Source organism: Nocardiopsis quinghaiensis, assembly GCF_008638365.1.
Classification (GTDB): Bacteria; Actinomycetota; Actinomycetes; order Streptosporangiales; family Streptosporangiaceae; genus Nocardiopsis; species Nocardiopsis quinghaiensis.
In genome coordinates this window covers 18611-36229 of record NZ_VWVU01000008.1, presented here as the reverse complement: position 1 = coordinate 36229, position 17619 = coordinate 18611, and the positions used below count along the sequence as shown (strand labels likewise).

The following is a 17619-nucleotide window of genomic DNA, read 5'->3' as shown; positions in this document are numbered from 1 at the left end:
CGAAGGCGGTGCGCCCACAGCTCGACCGGGAGCCCGCCTGGCCGCGGCCGCTGCGGTCCTCCGGTCACAGCCCCAGCAGTGTGCGCAGGTGGCGCGGGGGCGGGCTGCCGTGGGCGAGCACCGCGTCGTGCCGCTGGCGCTCGGTGAGCGAGGGGCGCGCCGCCGCCAGGTCGCGGGAGATGTCGCTGACCTCGGCGTAGCCGACGTAGTAGGTGGACAGCTGGGCACTGGTGAGCTGGGCCCTGCGCCACTTGCCGACGGCCTCGCCCTCCTCCTGGTGGCCGCGCTGGGTGAGCAGGGAGATCGCCTCGGACTCGGTGAGGTCGCCGGTGTGCAGGCGCACGTCCAGGATCGCGTTGAGGATCATGCGCAGGCGCATCTTGAGCTGCACCAGGCGCAGGGCGAGGTCCTCGCGGTGGTTCCCCGACCAGCCGTGGCGGGCCAGCGCCTCCTCCGCGTAGACGGCCCAGCCCTCCACGAAGGTGCCGCTCCACAGTGCGTTGCCCACCCGGGTGCCGCCGGTGTGGCGGGCCGCGTGGGACAGCTGCAGGGCGTGGCCCGGCACGGCCTCGTGGGCCATGAGGTTGCGCAGCATGCCCCCGTTGTACTCGCGGAAGAACGACTCCCGCCGCTCGGCGGGCCAGTCCGCCGGCGGCGGGGACACCGCGACCAGGGTCGGCTGTTCCCTGGCCCGGGGGTCGAGCGGACCGGGGGGCTCGCAGTAGGCCACGGAGATTCCCCGGCGGGATTCGGGCATCGGAACGATCCGCACCGGGTCGTCGTGGACCGTCACCATGTCGAGTCCGCGCACCCGCTCGTTCAGGTGCATGAGCGCGTCGGCGCAGACGGGGCGGACGGTGTCGGCGCCGGTGGCGTTCTCGTCGGCGAGCGCGGAGAGCGCCTCGGCCACCTGCCCCCGGCGGCGCGGTGCGCCCTGGTACTCGGCGGCGGCCTCGGCGATCGCCTCCTCGGTGGCGAGCAGGTCGCTCTCGGCGCGGACCAGGAGCGCCTCGGGGGACAGCTCGGAGTCGAGCGTGTACCACAGCTGGGCGGCGAAGTCGCGCTCCCCCATGCGGGGATCGGCGGTGGCGCCCGCCAGCTGGCCGCGCAGCCACGCCGTGTAGTCCTCCACGGCGGTCAGGGCGGCCTCGCGGGCCGGTTCCACCTCGGAGGCCGCGGACGGCTCTCCGGCGGCCAGGGCGGGCACGCCGGAGACGAGCATGGCGCGGGCCCCGTCGGCCTGCGCCAGGGCCGTCTCCACGTGCACACGGGACATCCCGGGCCCCTCGGACAGGCGCGAACGCGCGGTGGCGAGGTAGTCGGGGAGCGCGGCGCAGCGCGCGGCGAGCGCCGAGAGGCGTTCGGGGAGGGGAAGGGTGTCGCGTTCCAGGAGGGTGTGGAGGGCCTCACCGGGCGAGTGCAGGAGCGGGTCCCACGTGTGCGGTCGCAGTTCGGCGGTGTGCCACAGGTCGGCGCTGACGCGGGCGCGCAGTACCTCCAGGTCGACCAGGTCGCCCTCGGGGATCAGGTCGGCGTCGATCTCGTCCAGGGAGCCGAGGGCGTCGGTGAGCACGGCGGCGCGGCGTGCGTCCGCCTCGGCGGAGTGGTCGGACAGGCGGGCGGCGCCCCGGGGGTCACCCAGGTCCAGCGCCCACTCCGGGGCGTCGTCGAGCAGGGAGTCGAGCACGCGCTCGGCCACCTCGCGGAACCGCCGGGTCATCGCCTCTGCGTCGGGCTGGGAAGAGCTCATTGCGCCATGATGCCAGCACGGACGCCCGGTTCCCGACTTGCGGGAACCGGGCCGTGCTCTGTGCGGGACCCCGGCCCGGGCGGCCCTCCTAGCGCCAGGAGTTCTGGCCGCCCGTGGATGTGGGCTGTCCGGCGGCGCCCTCGGGGTCCCCCACCGTGATGGCGTGCTCGACGAGGGTGATGAGCGTCGACTTGGTGGAAGCCCGGTCTCGGGCGTCCACCTGGACGATCGGGATCTCGGGACTGAGTGTCAGAGCGTCCCGGACCTCGTTCGCGGCATGGGGGTAGTAGCCGTCGAAGCCGTTGATCGCCACGATGAAGGGCAGACGCGCCTCCTCGAAGTAGTCGATCGCGGGGAAGCAGTCCGCCAGGCGGCGGGTGTCCACCAGGACGACGGCACCGATGGCACCCTTGACCAGGTCGTCCCACATGAACCAGAACCGGTGCTGTCCGGGGGTGCCGAACAGGTACAGGATCAGGTCCGAGTCCAGGGAGACACGACCGAAGTCCATGGCCACGGTGGTGGTCTGCTTGTCCGGCGTCTTGGCGAGGTCGTCCACCCCGACACTGGCGCTGGTCATGACCGCCTCGGTGGTCAGCGGCACGATCTCGGAGACAGAGCCAACGAATGTCGTCTTCCCGACACCGAAGCCCCCGGCGACGACGATCTTGACCGACGTCATCGCGTTCCCCCCAGCACCGCCTTCCTCGGCTGGGCTAGAGCTTGCGAAGTCCACTGAGCACCCTTTCAAGCAGGTTGGTGTTGGGACGGGCTTCATTGTTGAGCGAGGACCTGATCTGGACCAGTCCCTGCTCGGACATGTCCGCCACAAGCACCCGCGCCACACCGAGCGGCATCCGCAACAGCGCGGAGATCTCCGCCACGGAGCGCCATTCCCGGCACAGGTCGCTGATCGCCTGCCATTCGGGCGTCAGCGTCCCAGACTCGTTACGGGCCGCCGCGGTGGCCGAGATCAGAGCTTCCAGGGGAAGCTGCGACTTCGGTTTGGTGCGGCCCTTGGTCACCGCGTAGGGGCGGACCAGAGAACTGGGCGCGCTCCCCATAGCGGGTCGTTGTTCATACGGTTGTTGGATTGGTCGGGGAACATCTCCGCCGCCCGGAACCGCCGGCGTTCCCCCCGTGGGGGGACCACCCGGCTGTTGTCCGAACCACGAGGCGCTCCCGGCATCTCTACTGTGAGGTGCCACCACTTCCTCCTGTCGGTGGTGGTTCAGTGGATTCCCGAGGTGCGCGCCGTTGGTGTCAGCGCCCGCCCCGCCCGCTCGACGAGCAGAGTCATCTCGTACGCGACCAGGCCCAGGTCGCTTTCCGCCGCCGCCAGGACCGCGAGACAGGAGCCGTCGCTGATGGCCATGATGAGCATCAGCCCCCGCTCCATCTCCACGACGGTCTGGGCGACCGCGCCACCCTCGAACACCCGGGCCGCGCCCTGCGTCAGACTCGACAGGCCGGAGGCGATCGCCGCCAGCTGGTCGGCCCGGTCAGCCGGGAAACCCGCCGACGAGGCCAGCGGAAGGCCGTCAGAGGAGACGACGATCGCGTGGGCTACGTCGGGGACCCGGTCGGCAAAGTCAGTGATCAACCAGTTGAGTTCATTCACCTGTCGACTCATCTGATCTCCTGTCCAAATTCGCCGGCTGATCTGTGGGCACTGCTACCGCCGGCACAGCATGTGACAGCACTGCCTCTACGAACTGCCCGGTCCCTCCCGCGGGGGTGACCGGGAGTCTGGTGTTCTGCTCTCGTCAAGCTACGGGTGTGGCGCGTCCGAGAAGCTCGGTCGATGCTATTGCATCCGGCCCCTGCGGATAAGAGGGACCCCGTCCCACCAGGTTTCACTGGAGTCATCCCTCCGTCGGACCTTCGCCGAGCCGGTTCCGGCCCTCCCGGACGCCCTTCTGGAAGCCCGAGAAGCGGTTGCGGACACGGTCCGCGCTGCGCGTGGGCATCTGCTTGAAGTTCTCCGGCTTTGGTGCCGTCCCCGGAACAAGGTTTGCCTTGGGAACCCGTTTTGGCAAGCCCGAGGTGGTCAGCCCGCCCGCGAGGGGCTCGGCCGCGGTGCGTGCGGCCTTCCAGCCCCGGTCGGCGGCCGAGTTCCACTCCTGCTCGGAGGGGGTGCTCTGCTCGGCGCGTGCCGGAGCCCGGTCGGCGCCGTTGCCCTGCCGGCGCCGGCCCTGCTCCGCCGAGACCTGCTGGATCGGGCCGGTCTCGGTGGTGTCCACGGTGGGACCACCGCTGCGGCGCTTGAACCAGTTGGACTCGATCGCGTCGAAGATCGGCAGCGAGTCGCTGTCCTCACCCGTCGGGGACGGCGGCACGACCGTGTTGTTCGGCCCCTGGGCGCCGCCGTAGCGGCGGGAGAGGTAGGCGGTCGATCCGTAACCCTCACGGGAGTCGACACCGCCGTCGGAGCGCCAGCTCCCCGTGTCGGAGGGCGACGGAGCCTTCGGGGCCGGCGGTGCCTGCGGGACGCCGCTGTTCCAGTCGGAGGAGACGGCCGGGAAGGTCTCGGTCTCGTCGCCGCGGGCCGGAGCGGCGGGCCGCTCGGCGGCGCCGGTGTCCCGGCGGAACAGGTCGCCCGCACCGCTGCCGGCGCCGGAGTGCTCCTGGGGCGGCGTTCCGGTCTTGCCGAAGCCGTCGTAGGAGTCCTGCGACCCCACCGGGTGACGGAAGGCGCTGGTGTCGGTGACCGGCCGTCGGAACGAGCCGGTGTCGGTGGTGGGACGGCGGAACGAGCCGGTGTCGGAGGGCCTGCTGAAGGACCCGGTGTCGGCGGAGCGGTCCACGGAGCCGCTGTCGCCGAAGGGCGATCCGCCGCCCGCGTCGGAGCGGGGGGCCGGGTCGAAGAGGCTGCGGCCGCCGCTCTCGGGCTGCGGGCGCTTCGGCTCCTCGTCCTCGGGGACGTCGTAGGGGTCGACGACCGTGCGGCCGCTGTCAGCGGCGCCGCCGGTGGTCCCGGCCCCCCTCGTGGTGTCCCACACCGAACCGGAGTCCGACGGGTTGCCCCACAGGTCCTGTCCGCTGGGCGGGTGCTCCTCGCCGCGGGCGCCGCCGGGCTGACGCTTGGGCAGTCCGCCCAGCTCGCCGGGTCCGGCCCCGCCCTCCTGTGTCTGCCAGGGGTCGCCCGGTTCGGCGGGCGGCGGGGTGGAGGCGAAGGCCGCCTCGGCGTCGGCGTAGGTGTTGGGCGCGCCCGAGGTGAGCTCGGGGCGGTTGTCCGCACCGCCCAGGGAGTGCTGTCCCTCGACGGGGGTGATCAGCAGGTCCGGCGGGAAGGTGACGTGGGCGGTGGTCCCGCCGCCGTGCGCCTCCTCCAGCCGGAGCTTGACGCCGTGGCGGTGGGCCAGGCGCGAGACCACGAACAGGCCCATGCGGCGCGAGACCGCGACGTCGATGACCGGCGGGGCGGCCAGGCGGGCGTTGATCGCCTCCAGGTCGTCGGCGGCCATGCCGATACCGCTGTCGGTGACGTCGACCTGGACGCCGCCGTTGTCGAGGCTCTTGGCGCTGACCAGGACCTCGGTGTCGTGCGGGGAGAACGCGGTGGCGTTCTCCACCAGCTCGGCGACCAGGTGGATGACGTCGTTGACCGGGCGTCCGAGCACCGAGATGTGGGAGGGGGCGCGCACGTTGACGCGCTCGTACTGCTCGACCTCGGAGACGGCGCCGCGCAGGACGTCGACCAGCGGGATGGGCTGGGCCCACTTGCGGGTGTTGTCCTGACCGGACAGGACCAGCAGGTTCTCGTTGTTGCGGCGCATGCGCGTGGCGAGGTGGTCCAGCTGGAACAGGTCGGAGAGGCGGTCGGAGTCCTGCTCGGACTGCTCCAGACCGTCGATGAGGCGCAGCTGCCGCTCCACCAGGGTCTGGCTTCGGCGGGACAGGTTGACGAACATCGCGTTGACGTTGCTGCGCAGGGCGGCCTCGTCGGATGCCAGGGTCAGGGCCACGCGGTGGACGTCGTCGAAGGCCCGGGCCACCTCACCGATCTCGTCATGGGTGTCGACCTCGATCGGTGCGACCCTGACGTTCTCGGGAACCGTCCCCGCCTCCTGCATCCGGTTGATCGCGTCGGGCAGGTCGCGCTCGGCGATCCGGCGGGCACCGTCCTCCAGGGTGCGCAGCGGGCGCACCAGGGAACGGACCACGAGGGAGGTGAGGATGAAGACCGCGAGGAGCACGCCCGCGACGACGACGAGGTCCATCAGGGCTCGGCCCATAGCCGCGTCGCGCAGCTTGTCGGCCTCGACGTCGATACCCTCGGCGATTCCCTCCTCGACGTTCTGGAGGCGCTCCAGGGCGATGGCGGCGATGTCCCTGTAGTCCTCGGGGCCGTCGTTGGCGGTCACACCGGTGAGGTCGGCCTCGCGGTCGGCGCGGTACATGACGCGCATGCGCATCGTGGAGACCTGGCTGACCTCCAGACCGGTGAAGTTGTCGTCGAAGAGCGTGCGCTGCTCCTCGTCCGCGGCCTGGACGAAGTTGGAGATCTCGTTCTCGTAGCGCGCGCGGCTGGAGTCGATGGCCTCGGCGATGCCGCCGGTCATCGTGTTCCGGGACAGGGCGTGGCTCATCAGCGCGGTCTCGTACGAGAGCTGGTCCCGCGCGTTGGACAGCGCGGTCAGCGTGCGCACGCTCTCACGTAGAGCGGTGTCTCCGGTCGCGTCCGCGATCGTCTGGTTGAACTCGGTCAGCGCGCGGGTGATCGTCCGGTACTTGGTGACGACCGGCAGGACGGTGATGCGTGTCTCGTCGACCTCGGTGCGCAGGGAGTCCAGTGTGGAGACCTGGCTGCGCATGGTGGACAGGCGGACGGAGGCGTTGCCGTCGACCTCGCCCATGTCCTCCAGTCTGGCGTTGAGGGACTGCTGGAGGTCCCGGGAGGCGTCGCGCTCCTCCTCCATCTGCTGGCGCAGTTCGTCCGACCGCCGCTCGGGGTCCGCGTTGTCGGAGATGTAGACCGCGCTGACGGAGCGCTCACGGCCCAGCTGGTTGGCCAGCTGCACGATGAGGACGCCCACCTCGGCGCGGTCCTGGATGTGGGCGTGGGTGACGGTGGAGACCGCCGCCTCATAGACCCGCAGACCACCGAGCGCGAGCGCTACCGCGGTGGGGATGACGATGAGGGCCACCAGTCGGGAACGCACCCGCCAGTTACGTGGCCGCCACCAGTCGGCTCTGCGCTGGGGCGTGGCATCGGCATGTTCGGCCTGCGCTGCCTCGCTCTGCGCGCTGGCCCCGTTTTTCGTCGCTCGTGTCGACACGGACCCTCGCAACCTTTCGTGTCACCGCTTCGAGCGGCTGGTTGGACCCCAGGGGCCGACCACTCCGACCGAAGAATCTTCGGGAAAGCCGGTATAGACCAAGGTCCACCGAACCGGGAGCGGTGGGGAATGTGGGGAGATGTGAAGACTGTCCGCCGGACTCGCCTGGGAGGAGAAGAGCCGCACACCCCAAGGTTTCCGTGTAGGTGCGCGTGCGGTGGATAGCGTATCAATGGGCGCGAAGGACTCGCTTCGGCGGTTTGACGGCGATCGGCAAGATCATCTTCGTTTGCCCAGCCCCATAATGCCCACAATGTCGGCATTATGACCAATCCACCAGGTCAGACATGGGGGCCGAAACCCCAAGGGGCACCGAGGTAACTTTTAGGACACACCACCAGCTTCCTCATCAACACCACCCTGACATGACATCGTGACAAGACGTATACGCAGGTCCCGGGGAGGAAGCGAAAATGCGTCCCTCGTCATGCCCTGACTCGGACACGCTCAGTGATAGAGCACAAGCGAAGGGTTCCGCGCGTGCACGAACCCGGAGGGGTTCCCGTCACGCCTTTTCGGTCACCACCGCGCTCCCGGTGGGGATGGCGGTGCTCCTGGCCCTCTCCACCGCCGTGCCCGGGGACGCCGACGACTCCGCCGAGGTGGCCACGCTGGGTGATGTGCGGGTGGAACTGGCCGTACTGCGCGCGGACATGGAGACCCTGCGCCAGGAGGCCTCCGCCAAGATCGGGCGCTACCAGGCCGAGCGTGAGCGCCTGGACGGTCTGACCGAGCGCAGGGAGGCGGCCTACGAACGCGCGGAGAGGGCCGACGAGCGCGGCGAGACGGCGCGCCTGGCCGCGGCCCGTCAGGCCGCCACCGCCTACAAGGGTGGTGACCTGGGCATGGTGAACGCCTGGGCCGGCCCGGAGGGCCCCGCCGGAATGCTCGAACGCGGCGCCTACCTGACCCTGCTGGGCGAACACCGCGAGGCCGACGTGGACCGGGCCGAGGCCGCGCGCGTGGCCACGGGCACCCTCGCCGGAATCGCCGAGACCGCCGAACAGGAGCAGGCCGAGGCGGTCGAGGCCGCGGCCGCCGCCCGGAAGGAGGCCGTGCGGGCGGTCGCCGACCAGGAGGCCGCGGTCGAGGAGATGCTGGAGGAGCAGACCCGGCTGGAGGCACGGCTCGCGGAGGTGCGCGACGCCGAGGCCGAGGAGAAACGGCGCGAGGAGGCACTACTGGACGCGCGCTCGGCGTCGGGGAACACAAAAGGCGACAATAATCATTGGCACAATGACAAAAAGAAGAAAAGTGACGGGGAGGCGCACTTCACAACGGAGAATACGGACAGCGGATGTACTGGCGGCGACGTGGCCGTCCACGCCAACGGACGCATCCCGGAGTCGGCGCTGTGCCCCCTGCCCCAGCCCGGCGAGCGGCTGCGGGCCGACGCCGCCGAGGCCTTCATCGAGCTCGACGGCGCCTACCGGCGGGTGTTCGGGCGGCCGATGTGCGTGGCCGACTCCTACCGGCCCTACCACGAACAGGTGCGCCTGTTCCAGGAGATGCTGCCCGGTATGGCCGCCGAGCCCGGGAGCAGCCAGCACGGGCTGGGCGTGGCCGTGGACCTGTGCGGTGGCGTGAACCGGCTGGGCACGCCCGAACACGGGTGGATGCTGGCCAACGCCCCCGACCACGGCTGGAACAACCCCGCGTGGGCCCGCGGCGGCTTCGAGCCCTGGCACTGGGAGTTCACGGCCTAGGGACGGACGGCACCGCTCAGACCTGGGAGCCGACCCGGACCTCGAAGGTGCCCAGCGCGTCAGCGTCCACGAACAACTCGTCGTCGGTCTCCAGCGGCGGGGTGGCCACCGGCAGCAGCGCGCGCACGCCCGCGGGACCGGACACCAGCCACTCGTGGCCGGGGTCGACCAGTCCGCGGCCCAGCTCGCGACCGTCCACCGAGGCGCTCATCCGCAGCGGTTCCCCCGGAACCTCGTCGGCGGTGACCAGCACCGGGCCCAGACTCAGCTGCACCGGTCGCCCCGTCCGGTCCAGCCACAGGCAGGCGGGCGTGTAGGCACTCGCCGGTCCCCCTCCCCCTGCGACGGCGGCCACGCCCACCCTGGCCGAGCACGCGTCGGGCGACACGGCGTCGTCCGCGCCCCGCACCAGTCCGGGAGCGACCTCCCACACGTCGTCGCCCGCCCGTACGGCCACCGGGGCCGTCGGCACCACCGGAGCGCACATACGCGCCTCCGGTTCGACGATGATCTCGATCGGCGCGTCGACGGCGCGCCCGTGGGCCGCGCCGAGGGCGTCGTCGCCCGCCTCCAGCAGGTCGGCGAGGCGCTCGGAACCGGGGCTGCCCAGGACGTCGCCCTCGTCCAGGGCGCCGAGGCGCTCGCCGCCGCCGCTCGGCGACAGATAGGTCACCCAGCGCATGTGTGCCTCCTTGTCCACCGCGGGAGCGGCCTCGCTAGTGGGCGGCGGTCGGGCTGTGCTCCTTGCCCGTCCCCGCGCAACCGCGGCAGGGCTCGTCGATCCGGAGCCAGACGATCACCCCGCTGCCGTCCCGGTGCGGCTGTTCCGGCCGCCACCAGCCCGTTCCGGAGCAGAACCGGCAGTCGACGCCGTCCTGCTCGCACCATCCGCACGAGGAAATCGCACACCGGGCGTGTGTCGGTTCCCGCATCGGGTCCATGCGCTCCCACCGTCTCCCGCGAAATCGCGACCAGCCTTGCACAGCGGCCGCGTGCGCGTCCAGCGGGGAGCGGCGCGAACGGGCGGGTCAGAGCCCTTCCGGGCCGTCCGCCACGGCCCGTTCAGCCGGACGCGCGCACCACCAGGTGGGTGTCGAGCATGATCGTCTCGGTCTCCTTCTCGCGCGGGATCGCCACGTCCACCAGGAGCCGCGCCATCTCCTGGCCCATCTGCACCGTGGGCTGGTGGATGGTGGTCAGCGGCGGATCGCTGTGCTGGGCCATGACGGTGTCGTCGTGACCGATCAGGGCGATGTCCTCGGGCACGCGCAGGCCGCGGGAGCGCAGCACGCGCAGTCCGCCGATGGCCATCATGTCGGAGGCCACGAACACCCCGTCGGGGTTCGCGCCGCTGTCCAGCAGCCGCTCCATCGCCGCCGCGCCCCCGTCCACGCTGAAGTCGCCCTGGATGACGAGGCTGTCGTCGACCTCGATCCCTGCGGAGGACATGACCTCGCGGTAGCCGCGCAGCCGCTCCACACCGGCGTTCATGTCCTGGGGGCCGGTGATGGTGGCCACCCGTCGGCATCCGCGCTCCAGGAGGTGCTTGGTGGCCTCCTTGGAGCCGCCGATGTTGTCGATGTCGACGCAGAAGGGCGCGGGCTGGTCGGGCGAGTGGGGGCGTCCGCCGTGCACGACGGGCACACCGGAACCGGCCAGGCGGGCGGAGAGCGGGTTGTCGCGGTGCAGGGACACCAGCAGCGCCCCGTCCACGTGGAAGCCGCTGAGGTAGTCGCCCACGCGCTTGTGCTCGGACTCGGTGCGGGCCGTGGTGAGCATCAGCTGCAGGTCGCGCTCGTGCAGGACCGAGCTCACACCGCGGATGATGTCGGCGAAGAAGGGGTCGGCGAACAACCGGTCACGGGGCTCGGAGACGACGAGCGCGATCGTGTCGGTGCGCCTGGTGACCAGGGTGCGAGCCGCCTGGTTCGGGCTGTAGCCGAGTTCGGCGACCGCGCTGTGCACGGCTTCCCGGGTACGCGGGCTCACCTGGGCGGAGCCGTTGATCACACGCGAGACGGTACCGCGGCCGACCCCGGCACGCTGCGCCACCATCTCCAGGGTCGGACGCTTCCGACCATCACCGCTCTTGGCCACTTCGAGGCTCCCTCTGGGATCTTGTACCGCGGCCCGGCGTCCTGCCCCGGGCCGCGGCGTATTCGGCGGGCACCCTTGTCGTACCCGCCGGGAACGACCGCGTGGGGCGCCCCGTGAGGCACCCCACCGTCGTCCGTGGTCCACCCGCTCTAGCGCTCGGGGAAACTTCCCGTCTTGGCCAGCTCGGCGTACCAGTGCCCGCTGTCCTTGACCGTCCGCTTCTGGGTCTCGTAGTCGACGTGCACGATCCCGAACCGGCGGGAGTATCCCCACGCCCACTCGAAATTATCCAGGAGTGACCAGGCGAAGTATCCACGCAGGGGCACTCCGGCCTGGACGGCCTCCTTGGCGGCCCTCAGGTGGCCCTCGTAGTAGTCGACGCGGTCGGTGTCGTTGACCTCGCCGTCCTCGGTGACGGTGTCCTCGAAGGCACACCCGTTCTCGGTGACGTAGAGGTCGATGCCGCCGCTCTCCCCGGCCAGGCGCATGAGCACGTCGTACAGGCCGGTGGGGTCGATCTCCCAGCCCATGTGGGTGACGGGCAGCCCCTGGGAGACGTGCACCTCCTCGGGCTCGGCGCCGAGCCAGGCACCGCCCTCGCCGCTGACCAGGGCCGGGTCCAGGCCCTTGGCGGAGGCGGCGACGAACTCGGGCGAGTAGTAGTTGACGCCCAGGAAGTCCATGGGGGCGGAGATGATGTCCATGTCCCCGTCGACGAGGAAGGAGAAGTCGCTGACGTCGGCGAGGTCCTCCCTCAGGTCCGCCGGGTAGCGGCCCTTGAGCAGGGGGTCGGTGAAGACGCGGTTGCGCACGGCGTCGGCGCGGCGGGCGGCGCGCGCGTCGGCGGCGCTGGGTCCGTGGGGGCGGATGACCGCCTGGTTGTGGGCCAGGCCGACCCGGGCCGTGTTCCCGGTGGAGCGGATCGCCTCGGTCGCCAGGCCGTGGCCGAGCAGCAGGTGGTGGGCGGCGGCCAGGGCCTCCGCCGCGTCCTTGTGGCCCGGCGCGTGGTGGCCGTTGTGGTAGCCGAGGAAGGCCGAGCACCAGGGCTCGTTGATGGTCATCCAGTTGCTGACGCGGTCGCCGAGGGCGTCGGCGACGACCTGGGCGTAGTCGCGGAAGCGGTAGGCGGTGTCACGGTGGGGCCAGCCACCCGCGTCCTCCAGCGCCTGGGGCAGGTCCCAGTGGTAGAGGGTGGCCCAGGGCTGGATCCCGGCCTCCAGGAGGGCGTCCACCAGCCGGTCGTAGAAGTCGATCCCGGCCTGGTTCACGGCGCCCGCACCCTCGGGGAGGATCCGCGGCCAGGCGACGGAGAAACGGTACGCGCCCAGGTTGAGCCGGCTCATGAGCGCGACGTCCTCGGCGTAGCGGTGGTAGTGGTCGTCGGCGGGGTCGCCGGTGTCTCCGCCCAGGATCGTGCCGGGGGTCTCGGCGAAGGTGTCCCAGATACTGCGGCCCCGGCCGTCTGCGGTCGTGGCGCCTTCGATCTGGAACGAGGCGGTGGCCGCCCCCCAGAGGAAGCCCTCGGGGAAATCGTTGCGGTTGCTCACTGCTTGTGTACGCACCTTCCATGACGAGGGGACATCGTTTGGGAGCGCTCCCATAAAAGAAACAGAGAAGTACCTTGATGTCAATCAAAGCAACTGGCACCGCAACCCAACCGTTACGGGCCGAAAGCGGTGGTGGTGGCGCCGCTCCCTGACGCCCGCCAGATCGTATCCTTCGTGAGCTTCTGCGAAGCATCGACCGATATGAGTTTTTGTCAGACATCATTCGGTGGAGTCCTCACGGGAGTCCTGTTCGTCGACGTCCTCCCCCCGTGCCGGCAGGACCACTCGTGGGGGAAGCGCCCCGCCGCCCCGGCCGACGGCTCCCGTCAACGCCGGGACAGCCTGCGCACCATCAGGTCGCCCAGGCTCTGCACGATCTGCACGACAGCGATGAGCAGGATGACGGTGGCCCACAGGTAGTGGTCGTTGAAGCGCTGGTACCCCTCGCGGATGGCCAGGTCGCCCAGACCACCGCCACCGATGGCACCGGCCATCGCCGAGTAGGAGATGAGGGTGACCACGGTCATCACCAGACCCGCGATGAGGCCGGGGAGCGCCTCGGGCAGCATGACCTTGCCCACGATGGTGGAGCGGCGGGTGCCCATGGCGTGCGCGGCCTCGACGACCCCGCGGTCCACCTCGCGCAGGGAGGTCTCCACCAGTCGGGCGAAGAAGGGAATCGCGCCGATGCTCAGGGGCACGACCGCGGCCGTGGGGCCCAGGGTGGTGCCCACCAGGAAACGGGTCAGGGACAGCACCGCCACCATCAGCACGATGAACGGCAGTGAGCGGCCGATGTTGACGATCCCGCTGAGCACGCTGCGCACGGCCGGGGCGGGGGTGAGGCCGCCCTTGTCGGTGGTCACCAGCAGCACGCCCAGCGGCAGACCGATGAGAACGCTGAAGACGACCGCCCACCCCACCATGTAGACGGTGTCCAGGGTACCCAGCCACAGGTCGGGCCACATGGCGGGCCATGCCCGGACGAAGGCCGCGACGGAGTCCCAGGCGCTCGCGTTCCCCGACGCGGCGGCGAGGAGGGGGGAGGGATCGGTGCTCACTTCGCGGCCTCCTCGACCAGTAGTCCGTGATCGGACAGGAAGGTCAGTGCCCGGTCCCGGCGAGCTCCCCGCAGGTCCACGCTCAGGCGGCCCACGGACTGCCCGGCGACCTCCTCCACACCGCCGCCGAGGATGTTGACGTCCACGTCGAAACGGCGGGTGAGCTCGGACATGAGCGGCTCGTCGAAGGAGCGCGGGTAGGTGACGTAGACCGTGTCCGGGCCACTGTGCGCGGGCAGCGGAAAGAGCGACCGCGCCAGCAGCGAGCCGGGCGTGCCGATGAGGTCCAGGACCCGGCCGGACTCGCGGAACCCACCGGCTTCCATGATCGCCGCGGAGTCGCAGATCCGTTTGATCACGTTCATCTCGTGGGTGATCAGCAGGATGGTCAGGCCGAGCTCGTCGCGCAGGCGGCGCAGCAGGTCGAGAACGGACTCGGTGGTGTCGGGGTCGAGAGCGGAGGTGGCCTCGTCGCTGAGCAGCACCTCGGGGCGCGAGGCCAGCGCGCGGGCGATGCCGACCCGCTGCTTCTGGCCGCCGGAGAGCTGGGAGGGATAGGCGCGCGCCTTGTCGCCGAGTCCCACGAGGTCGAGGAGTTCGCCCACGCGCGCCCGGCGGCGGGCGCGGTCGACGCCGGAGACCTCCAGGGGAAATCCCACATTGCCGGCGACGGTGCGCGAGGACAGCAGGGCGAAGTGCTGGTGGACCATGCCGATGCCGCGACGGGCCGCGCGCAGGCGGGCGCCCCGCAGCGCGGTGAGCTCCTCGCCCGCGACGCGGACCGTTCCGGCGTCGGGGCGCTCCAGGAGGTTGACCGAGCGCAGCAGGGTGCTCTTGCCCGCGCCGCTCTGGCCCACGACACCGAAGATCTCGCCGGGTTCGACGTGCAGGTCGATCCCGTTCAGGGCGTTCACCCGGTGCTTCTTCAACCTGTAGGCCTTGTGCAGGCCCACTGCGTCAATCACGGTCTTCCCATCGACGTCTCAGCGGTGGCGTCCGCCCAGGTGGGCGCGGTGGGCGCTTGGTCGTACGCGGGATCCATCACGCCCCCAACACAACCATGGGTGTATGAGTCAGTTCGCCGGATTTGCCCCTTATGGCTAAGTTATGTGGGCCACACCAAGGCTCTCGTCGCACGGTGGAATCGTCCTGCTCTCTCCCGGATCCCCGCGCGAGTGCCTACACTCATGACCGTCCCATTCCTCCCGCCCTCCCACCCGCAGGTGCGTGGGAGGTCGGGGCTGCCGGACGCACCGACGACCGCGGCCTCCGTCCGGGAAAGACGAGAAACAGTACCCGCCGCGCTCCCGCCGCCCGCCGGGAGGACGCGAGCGGGTTCAAGGAGCGACCACATCGTGCAGTCCGACCACCAGAGCCGAGTGGACGATTTCGCCGACTTCTGGGCTCCCGATCCCACCGACCCCACCTGGGTCGACCGGGCCGAGGCCATGGCCGCCGCCCTCCCCGCACTCCTCCGCCCCGGTCGCGCGCGGGTCGCCGCCCTCGCGGTGGCCCTGCTCGGGGCCTTCCTGTTCCTTCCCCAGGCGGCCGCCTCAGCGGTTCCGATGGACCCCGAGAGCATGAGCTCCCTCAAGGAGCGCGCGGATACCCTGAGCGCGGAGTACAACGGCGAGCTACGCGACATGGAGGGCGTCATCCAGGAGGCCGAGCTCGCCCAGAAGCGCGCCGAGGGCACCCGTGAGGACGTGGAGGCCTCGCGCGAGCAGGTGCGGTCCCTGGCCGTGGCCACCTACACCAGCGGTGGGATCGACCTGTCGATGTCGCTGTTCGCCGGGACCGAGCCCGACGAGGTCATCGACCGGGCGGTACTGATCGACTACCTGTCCACCAGCAACCAGGACAAGATCGACCGTCTCTCCCAGGCGCTGAGCCGTGACGAGACCGCCCAGGAGACCGCCGAGGAGCGGCTGGAGCAGGTCGAGGAGGACCTCCAGGAACTGGAGGACCGCCGTCTGGAGGTGCAGCGGATGATCGCCGCCCACCCCGAACAGCCCATCGGCGGCCCCTACAGCATCACCCCGCGCACCGAGCAGATGCGGGCACTGGTCATCGAGAAGTTCGGCGAGGGCGAGAACGTGGGCGGCGTGGGCTGCTACCGGGAGGTCGGCGGCTGGATCGTCGGTGAGCACCCCAAGGGCCGGGCCTGCGACTTCATGGTGGACCCCAACGGGAGCATGCCCTCACAGGAGCAGGTCGACCGGGGCTGGGCGATCGCGGAGTGGGCGAGGGAGAACGCCGAGGACCTGGAGATCATGTACGTCATCTACCGTCAGCAGATCTGGGACACGCGCCGGGGTGACACGGACTGGCGTCCGATGGCCGACCGCGGCAACATCACCGAGAACCACTTCGACCACGTGCACATCTCGATGTGGTGACCCCGGGCCCGGCTGCGAGGCGACGGACCGGCGGACACCTGCGGTCAGGAGCACCGATCGCGGAGACGCCCCCTCTACCCCGGGCAGGGCACGTACGTCCACCACCCGGAATCACGGTTGCGTCACGTGCGCGACGAGCTCCCGCACAACCGACACAAAACAGTGACGATTCACCCCTCCGCCCCCCGTCCGACCTGCCCTCGAGTCCTTGGTCACGGCTAGGATGCACACGTTCCGGCCCGGCTCGAGGAATCCCTCGACCCTCCGTCCCCCACCCTGGTGGCCGGTGTCCCGGTCTGCCGGAATCCTCCTCACGGACACGGGAAAGCCCCGCCCCACGCCCCCGCTTTCGCCCACGGCAGGGCCGCGCGGGAAGTCGTGAGAACCCACCGGCGCGCACACGCGTCCCAGACAACACGGTCAGCACACACGGGCGAGGGGAGCCATGAGCGAAAACGGACCTTACAACCAGCCGCCGCAGAATCCTTACGGTGGCGGGGACAACAGTGGGGGCCAGCCGCCCTTCGGCCAGCCCTACGGCGACCCCAACACCGGTGGACAGCCCGGCTACGGTGCTCCCAACACCGGTGGACAGCCCGGCTACGGTGCTCCCAACACCGGTGGACAGCCCGGCTACGGTGCTCCCAACACCGGCGGGCAGCCCGGCTACGGTGCTCCCGCGGGCTTCCCCGGTTCTCCGGAACAGCAGATGTACGCGGGCGGCCAGCCGCCCTACCCCGGCGGCCCCGTCGGTCCCGGCGGCCCCATGGGCCCTGGCGGCCCCGGCTATCCCCCACAGCCGCCGCAGCCCTCGGGCGGCGGCAAGGCCGGCCTGTGGGTCGTGATCGGCGGTGGCGCCGTGATCATCGTCCTGGTGATCGCGGTCGTGGTCATGCTCGTCACCAACGGCGGCGGCAACGACCAGGTCGCCCCGGAGCCCGACCCCGGTCCCTCCCAGAGCGCCGAGGAGACCACCGCCGGCGGCGGTGAGGGCGGGGATGAGCCCGAGCCCGAGCCCGGCGCCGGCGCGGCCCCCGCGGGCGAGCCTCCCTACGCCGTGCCGGCCGAGCCCTGCGACGCCTTCACCGACCAGGTGATCTCCGACTTCCTGATCCAGGACGGCGGCAACAAGTCCGTCCGGGACGAGAACTCCTACTGCGACACCCTGGAGGCCTCGCTCCCCGAGGGCAACCCGGCCGAGGGCTACGCGGCCTTCGAGATCGTCTACGAGACCCCCTACTCCGCGTCCGACTCCGTCGAGGCCGCCGAGAACGACTACAAGGCCAACGTCCAGGAGTCCACCGGCGAGGACCCCTACATCGACTACTACAAGGCCGAGGACGTGGAGGAGAGCAAGGACGTGGACCTCGGTGACGAGGCCCACTACGTCCTCACGAAGTACGACTTCCTGGGCGACAAGGTCCCCCAGGCCGTGCTGATGATCCGTACCGCCAACCTCAACGTCCGGATCGAGTACCAGCTGCACCCGCCCTTCGGCGAGGAGGACTCCTCGGAGGACCTGGTCATGCCCGACAACGTCGAGGAGATCATGCTCAACGCCGGCGCCGACGCACTGGCCGTGGTCGGTACCTGACCGGTCCCTGGACGGCATGGCATGGGAGAGGGGGGGGGGGGGGGGGGCCCGGGCCCCCCCCCCCCCCCCCCCCCCCCCCCCCCCGGCCCCCCCCCCCCCCGGGGGGGCCGCCCCCCGGGCGGG

Annotated in this window: 14 protein-coding genes; 3 read left to right on the top strand and 11 right to left on the bottom strand. The window is 70.9% G+C overall.

Annotation, left to right across the window (positions count from 1 at the left end):
• Nucleotides 1–64: 64 nt before the first annotated feature.
• From FYX01_RS16640 to FYX01_RS16620, 5 genes are all read right to left on the bottom strand, one after another.
• Nucleotides 65–1720: a DUF885 domain-containing protein gene (locus tag FYX01_RS16640; protein ID WP_150242705.1), complete on the bottom strand. Its 1656-nt coding sequence runs from the start codon at nucleotides 1718–1720 to the stop codon at nucleotides 65–67.
• Nucleotides 1721–1838: 118 nt separating this feature from the next.
• Complete coding sequence (locus FYX01_RS16635) at nucleotides 1839–2432, bottom strand: GTP-binding protein (protein ID WP_077689445.1); 594 nt, start codon at nucleotides 2430–2432, stop codon at nucleotides 1839–1841.
• Nucleotides 2433–2466: 34 nt separating this feature from the next.
• The gene (locus FYX01_RS16630; protein ID WP_150242383.1) at nucleotides 2467–2814 is read right to left on the bottom strand and encodes a DUF742 domain-containing protein; all 348 of its coding nucleotides are present in this window, start codon (nucleotides 2812–2814) and stop codon (nucleotides 2467–2469) included.
• Nucleotides 2815–2981: 167 nt separating this feature from the next.
• Complete coding sequence (locus FYX01_RS16625; protein ID WP_014909276.1) at nucleotides 2982–3383, bottom strand: roadblock/LC7 domain-containing protein; 402 nt, start codon at nucleotides 3381–3383, stop codon at nucleotides 2982–2984.
• A 232-nt stretch (nucleotides 3384–3615) separates the two neighbouring features.
• Nucleotides 3616–6915, bottom strand: a complete 3300-nt coding sequence (locus tag FYX01_RS16620; RefSeq protein ID WP_150242703.1) for a sensor histidine kinase — start codon at nucleotides 6913–6915, stop codon at nucleotides 3616–3618.
• Between the two features lie 719 nt (nucleotides 6916–7634).
• On the opposite strand from FYX01_RS16620, the gene FYX01_RS16615 reads away from it, so the two are divergent.
• Nucleotides 7635–8798 carry a M15 family metallopeptidase gene (locus FYX01_RS16615; RefSeq protein ID WP_223830503.1) on the top strand — a complete coding sequence of 388 codons (1164 nt, stop codon included), beginning with the start codon at nucleotides 7635–7637 and terminating at the stop codon, nucleotides 8796–8798.
• A 16-nt stretch (nucleotides 8799–8814) separates the two neighbouring features.
• Here the strand turns inward: FYX01_RS16615 and FYX01_RS16610 are convergent, their stop codons facing one another.
• The 6 genes from FYX01_RS16610 to FYX01_RS16585 form a co-directional block, all read right to left on the bottom strand.
• Nucleotides 8815–9480, bottom strand: coding sequence for a hypothetical protein (locus tag FYX01_RS16610; protein WP_150242379.1), 666 nt, complete (start codon nucleotides 9478–9480; stop codon nucleotides 8815–8817).
• Between the two features lie 34 nt (nucleotides 9481–9514).
• Nucleotides 9515–9739, bottom strand: a complete 225-nt coding sequence (locus FYX01_RS26710; protein WP_150242377.1) for a hypothetical protein — start codon at nucleotides 9737–9739, stop codon at nucleotides 9515–9517.
• 121 nt (nucleotides 9740–9860) lie between these two features.
• Nucleotides 9861–10895 carry a LacI family DNA-binding transcriptional regulator gene (locus FYX01_RS16600; protein WP_150242376.1) on the bottom strand — a complete coding sequence of 345 codons (1035 nt, stop codon included), beginning with the start codon at nucleotides 10893–10895 and terminating at the stop codon, nucleotides 9861–9863.
• Between the two features lie 149 nt (nucleotides 10896–11044).
• A complete protein-coding gene (locus FYX01_RS16595) occupies nucleotides 11045–12442 on the bottom strand; it encodes a GH1 family beta-glucosidase (protein WP_150242375.1) in 1398 nt (465 codons plus the stop codon).
• Nucleotides 12443–12768: 326 nt separating this feature from the next.
• Entirely contained in the window at nucleotides 12769–13410 is a 642-nt protein-coding gene (locus FYX01_RS16590; protein ID WP_394350480.1) for a methionine ABC transporter permease, read from the bottom strand.
• A gap of 89 nt (nucleotides 13411–13499) precedes the next feature.
• Nucleotides 13500–14456, bottom strand: a complete 957-nt coding sequence (locus tag FYX01_RS16585) for a methionine ABC transporter ATP-binding protein (protein ID WP_150242701.1) — start codon at nucleotides 14454–14456, stop codon at nucleotides 13500–13502.
• Between the two features lie 402 nt (nucleotides 14457–14858).
• Here FYX01_RS16585 and FYX01_RS16580 point away from each other — a divergent pair, with 402 nt between their 5' ends.
• Entirely contained in the window at nucleotides 14859–15902 is a 1044-nt protein-coding gene (locus tag FYX01_RS16580) for a coiled-coil domain-containing protein (RefSeq protein ID WP_150242372.1), read from the top strand.
• Nucleotides 15903–16347: 445 nt separating this feature from the next.
• A complete protein-coding gene (locus FYX01_RS16575) occupies nucleotides 16348–17496 on the top strand; it encodes a DUF3558 domain-containing protein (RefSeq protein WP_150242370.1) in 1149 nt (382 codons plus the stop codon).
• Nucleotides 17497–17619: the final 123 nt, after the last annotated feature.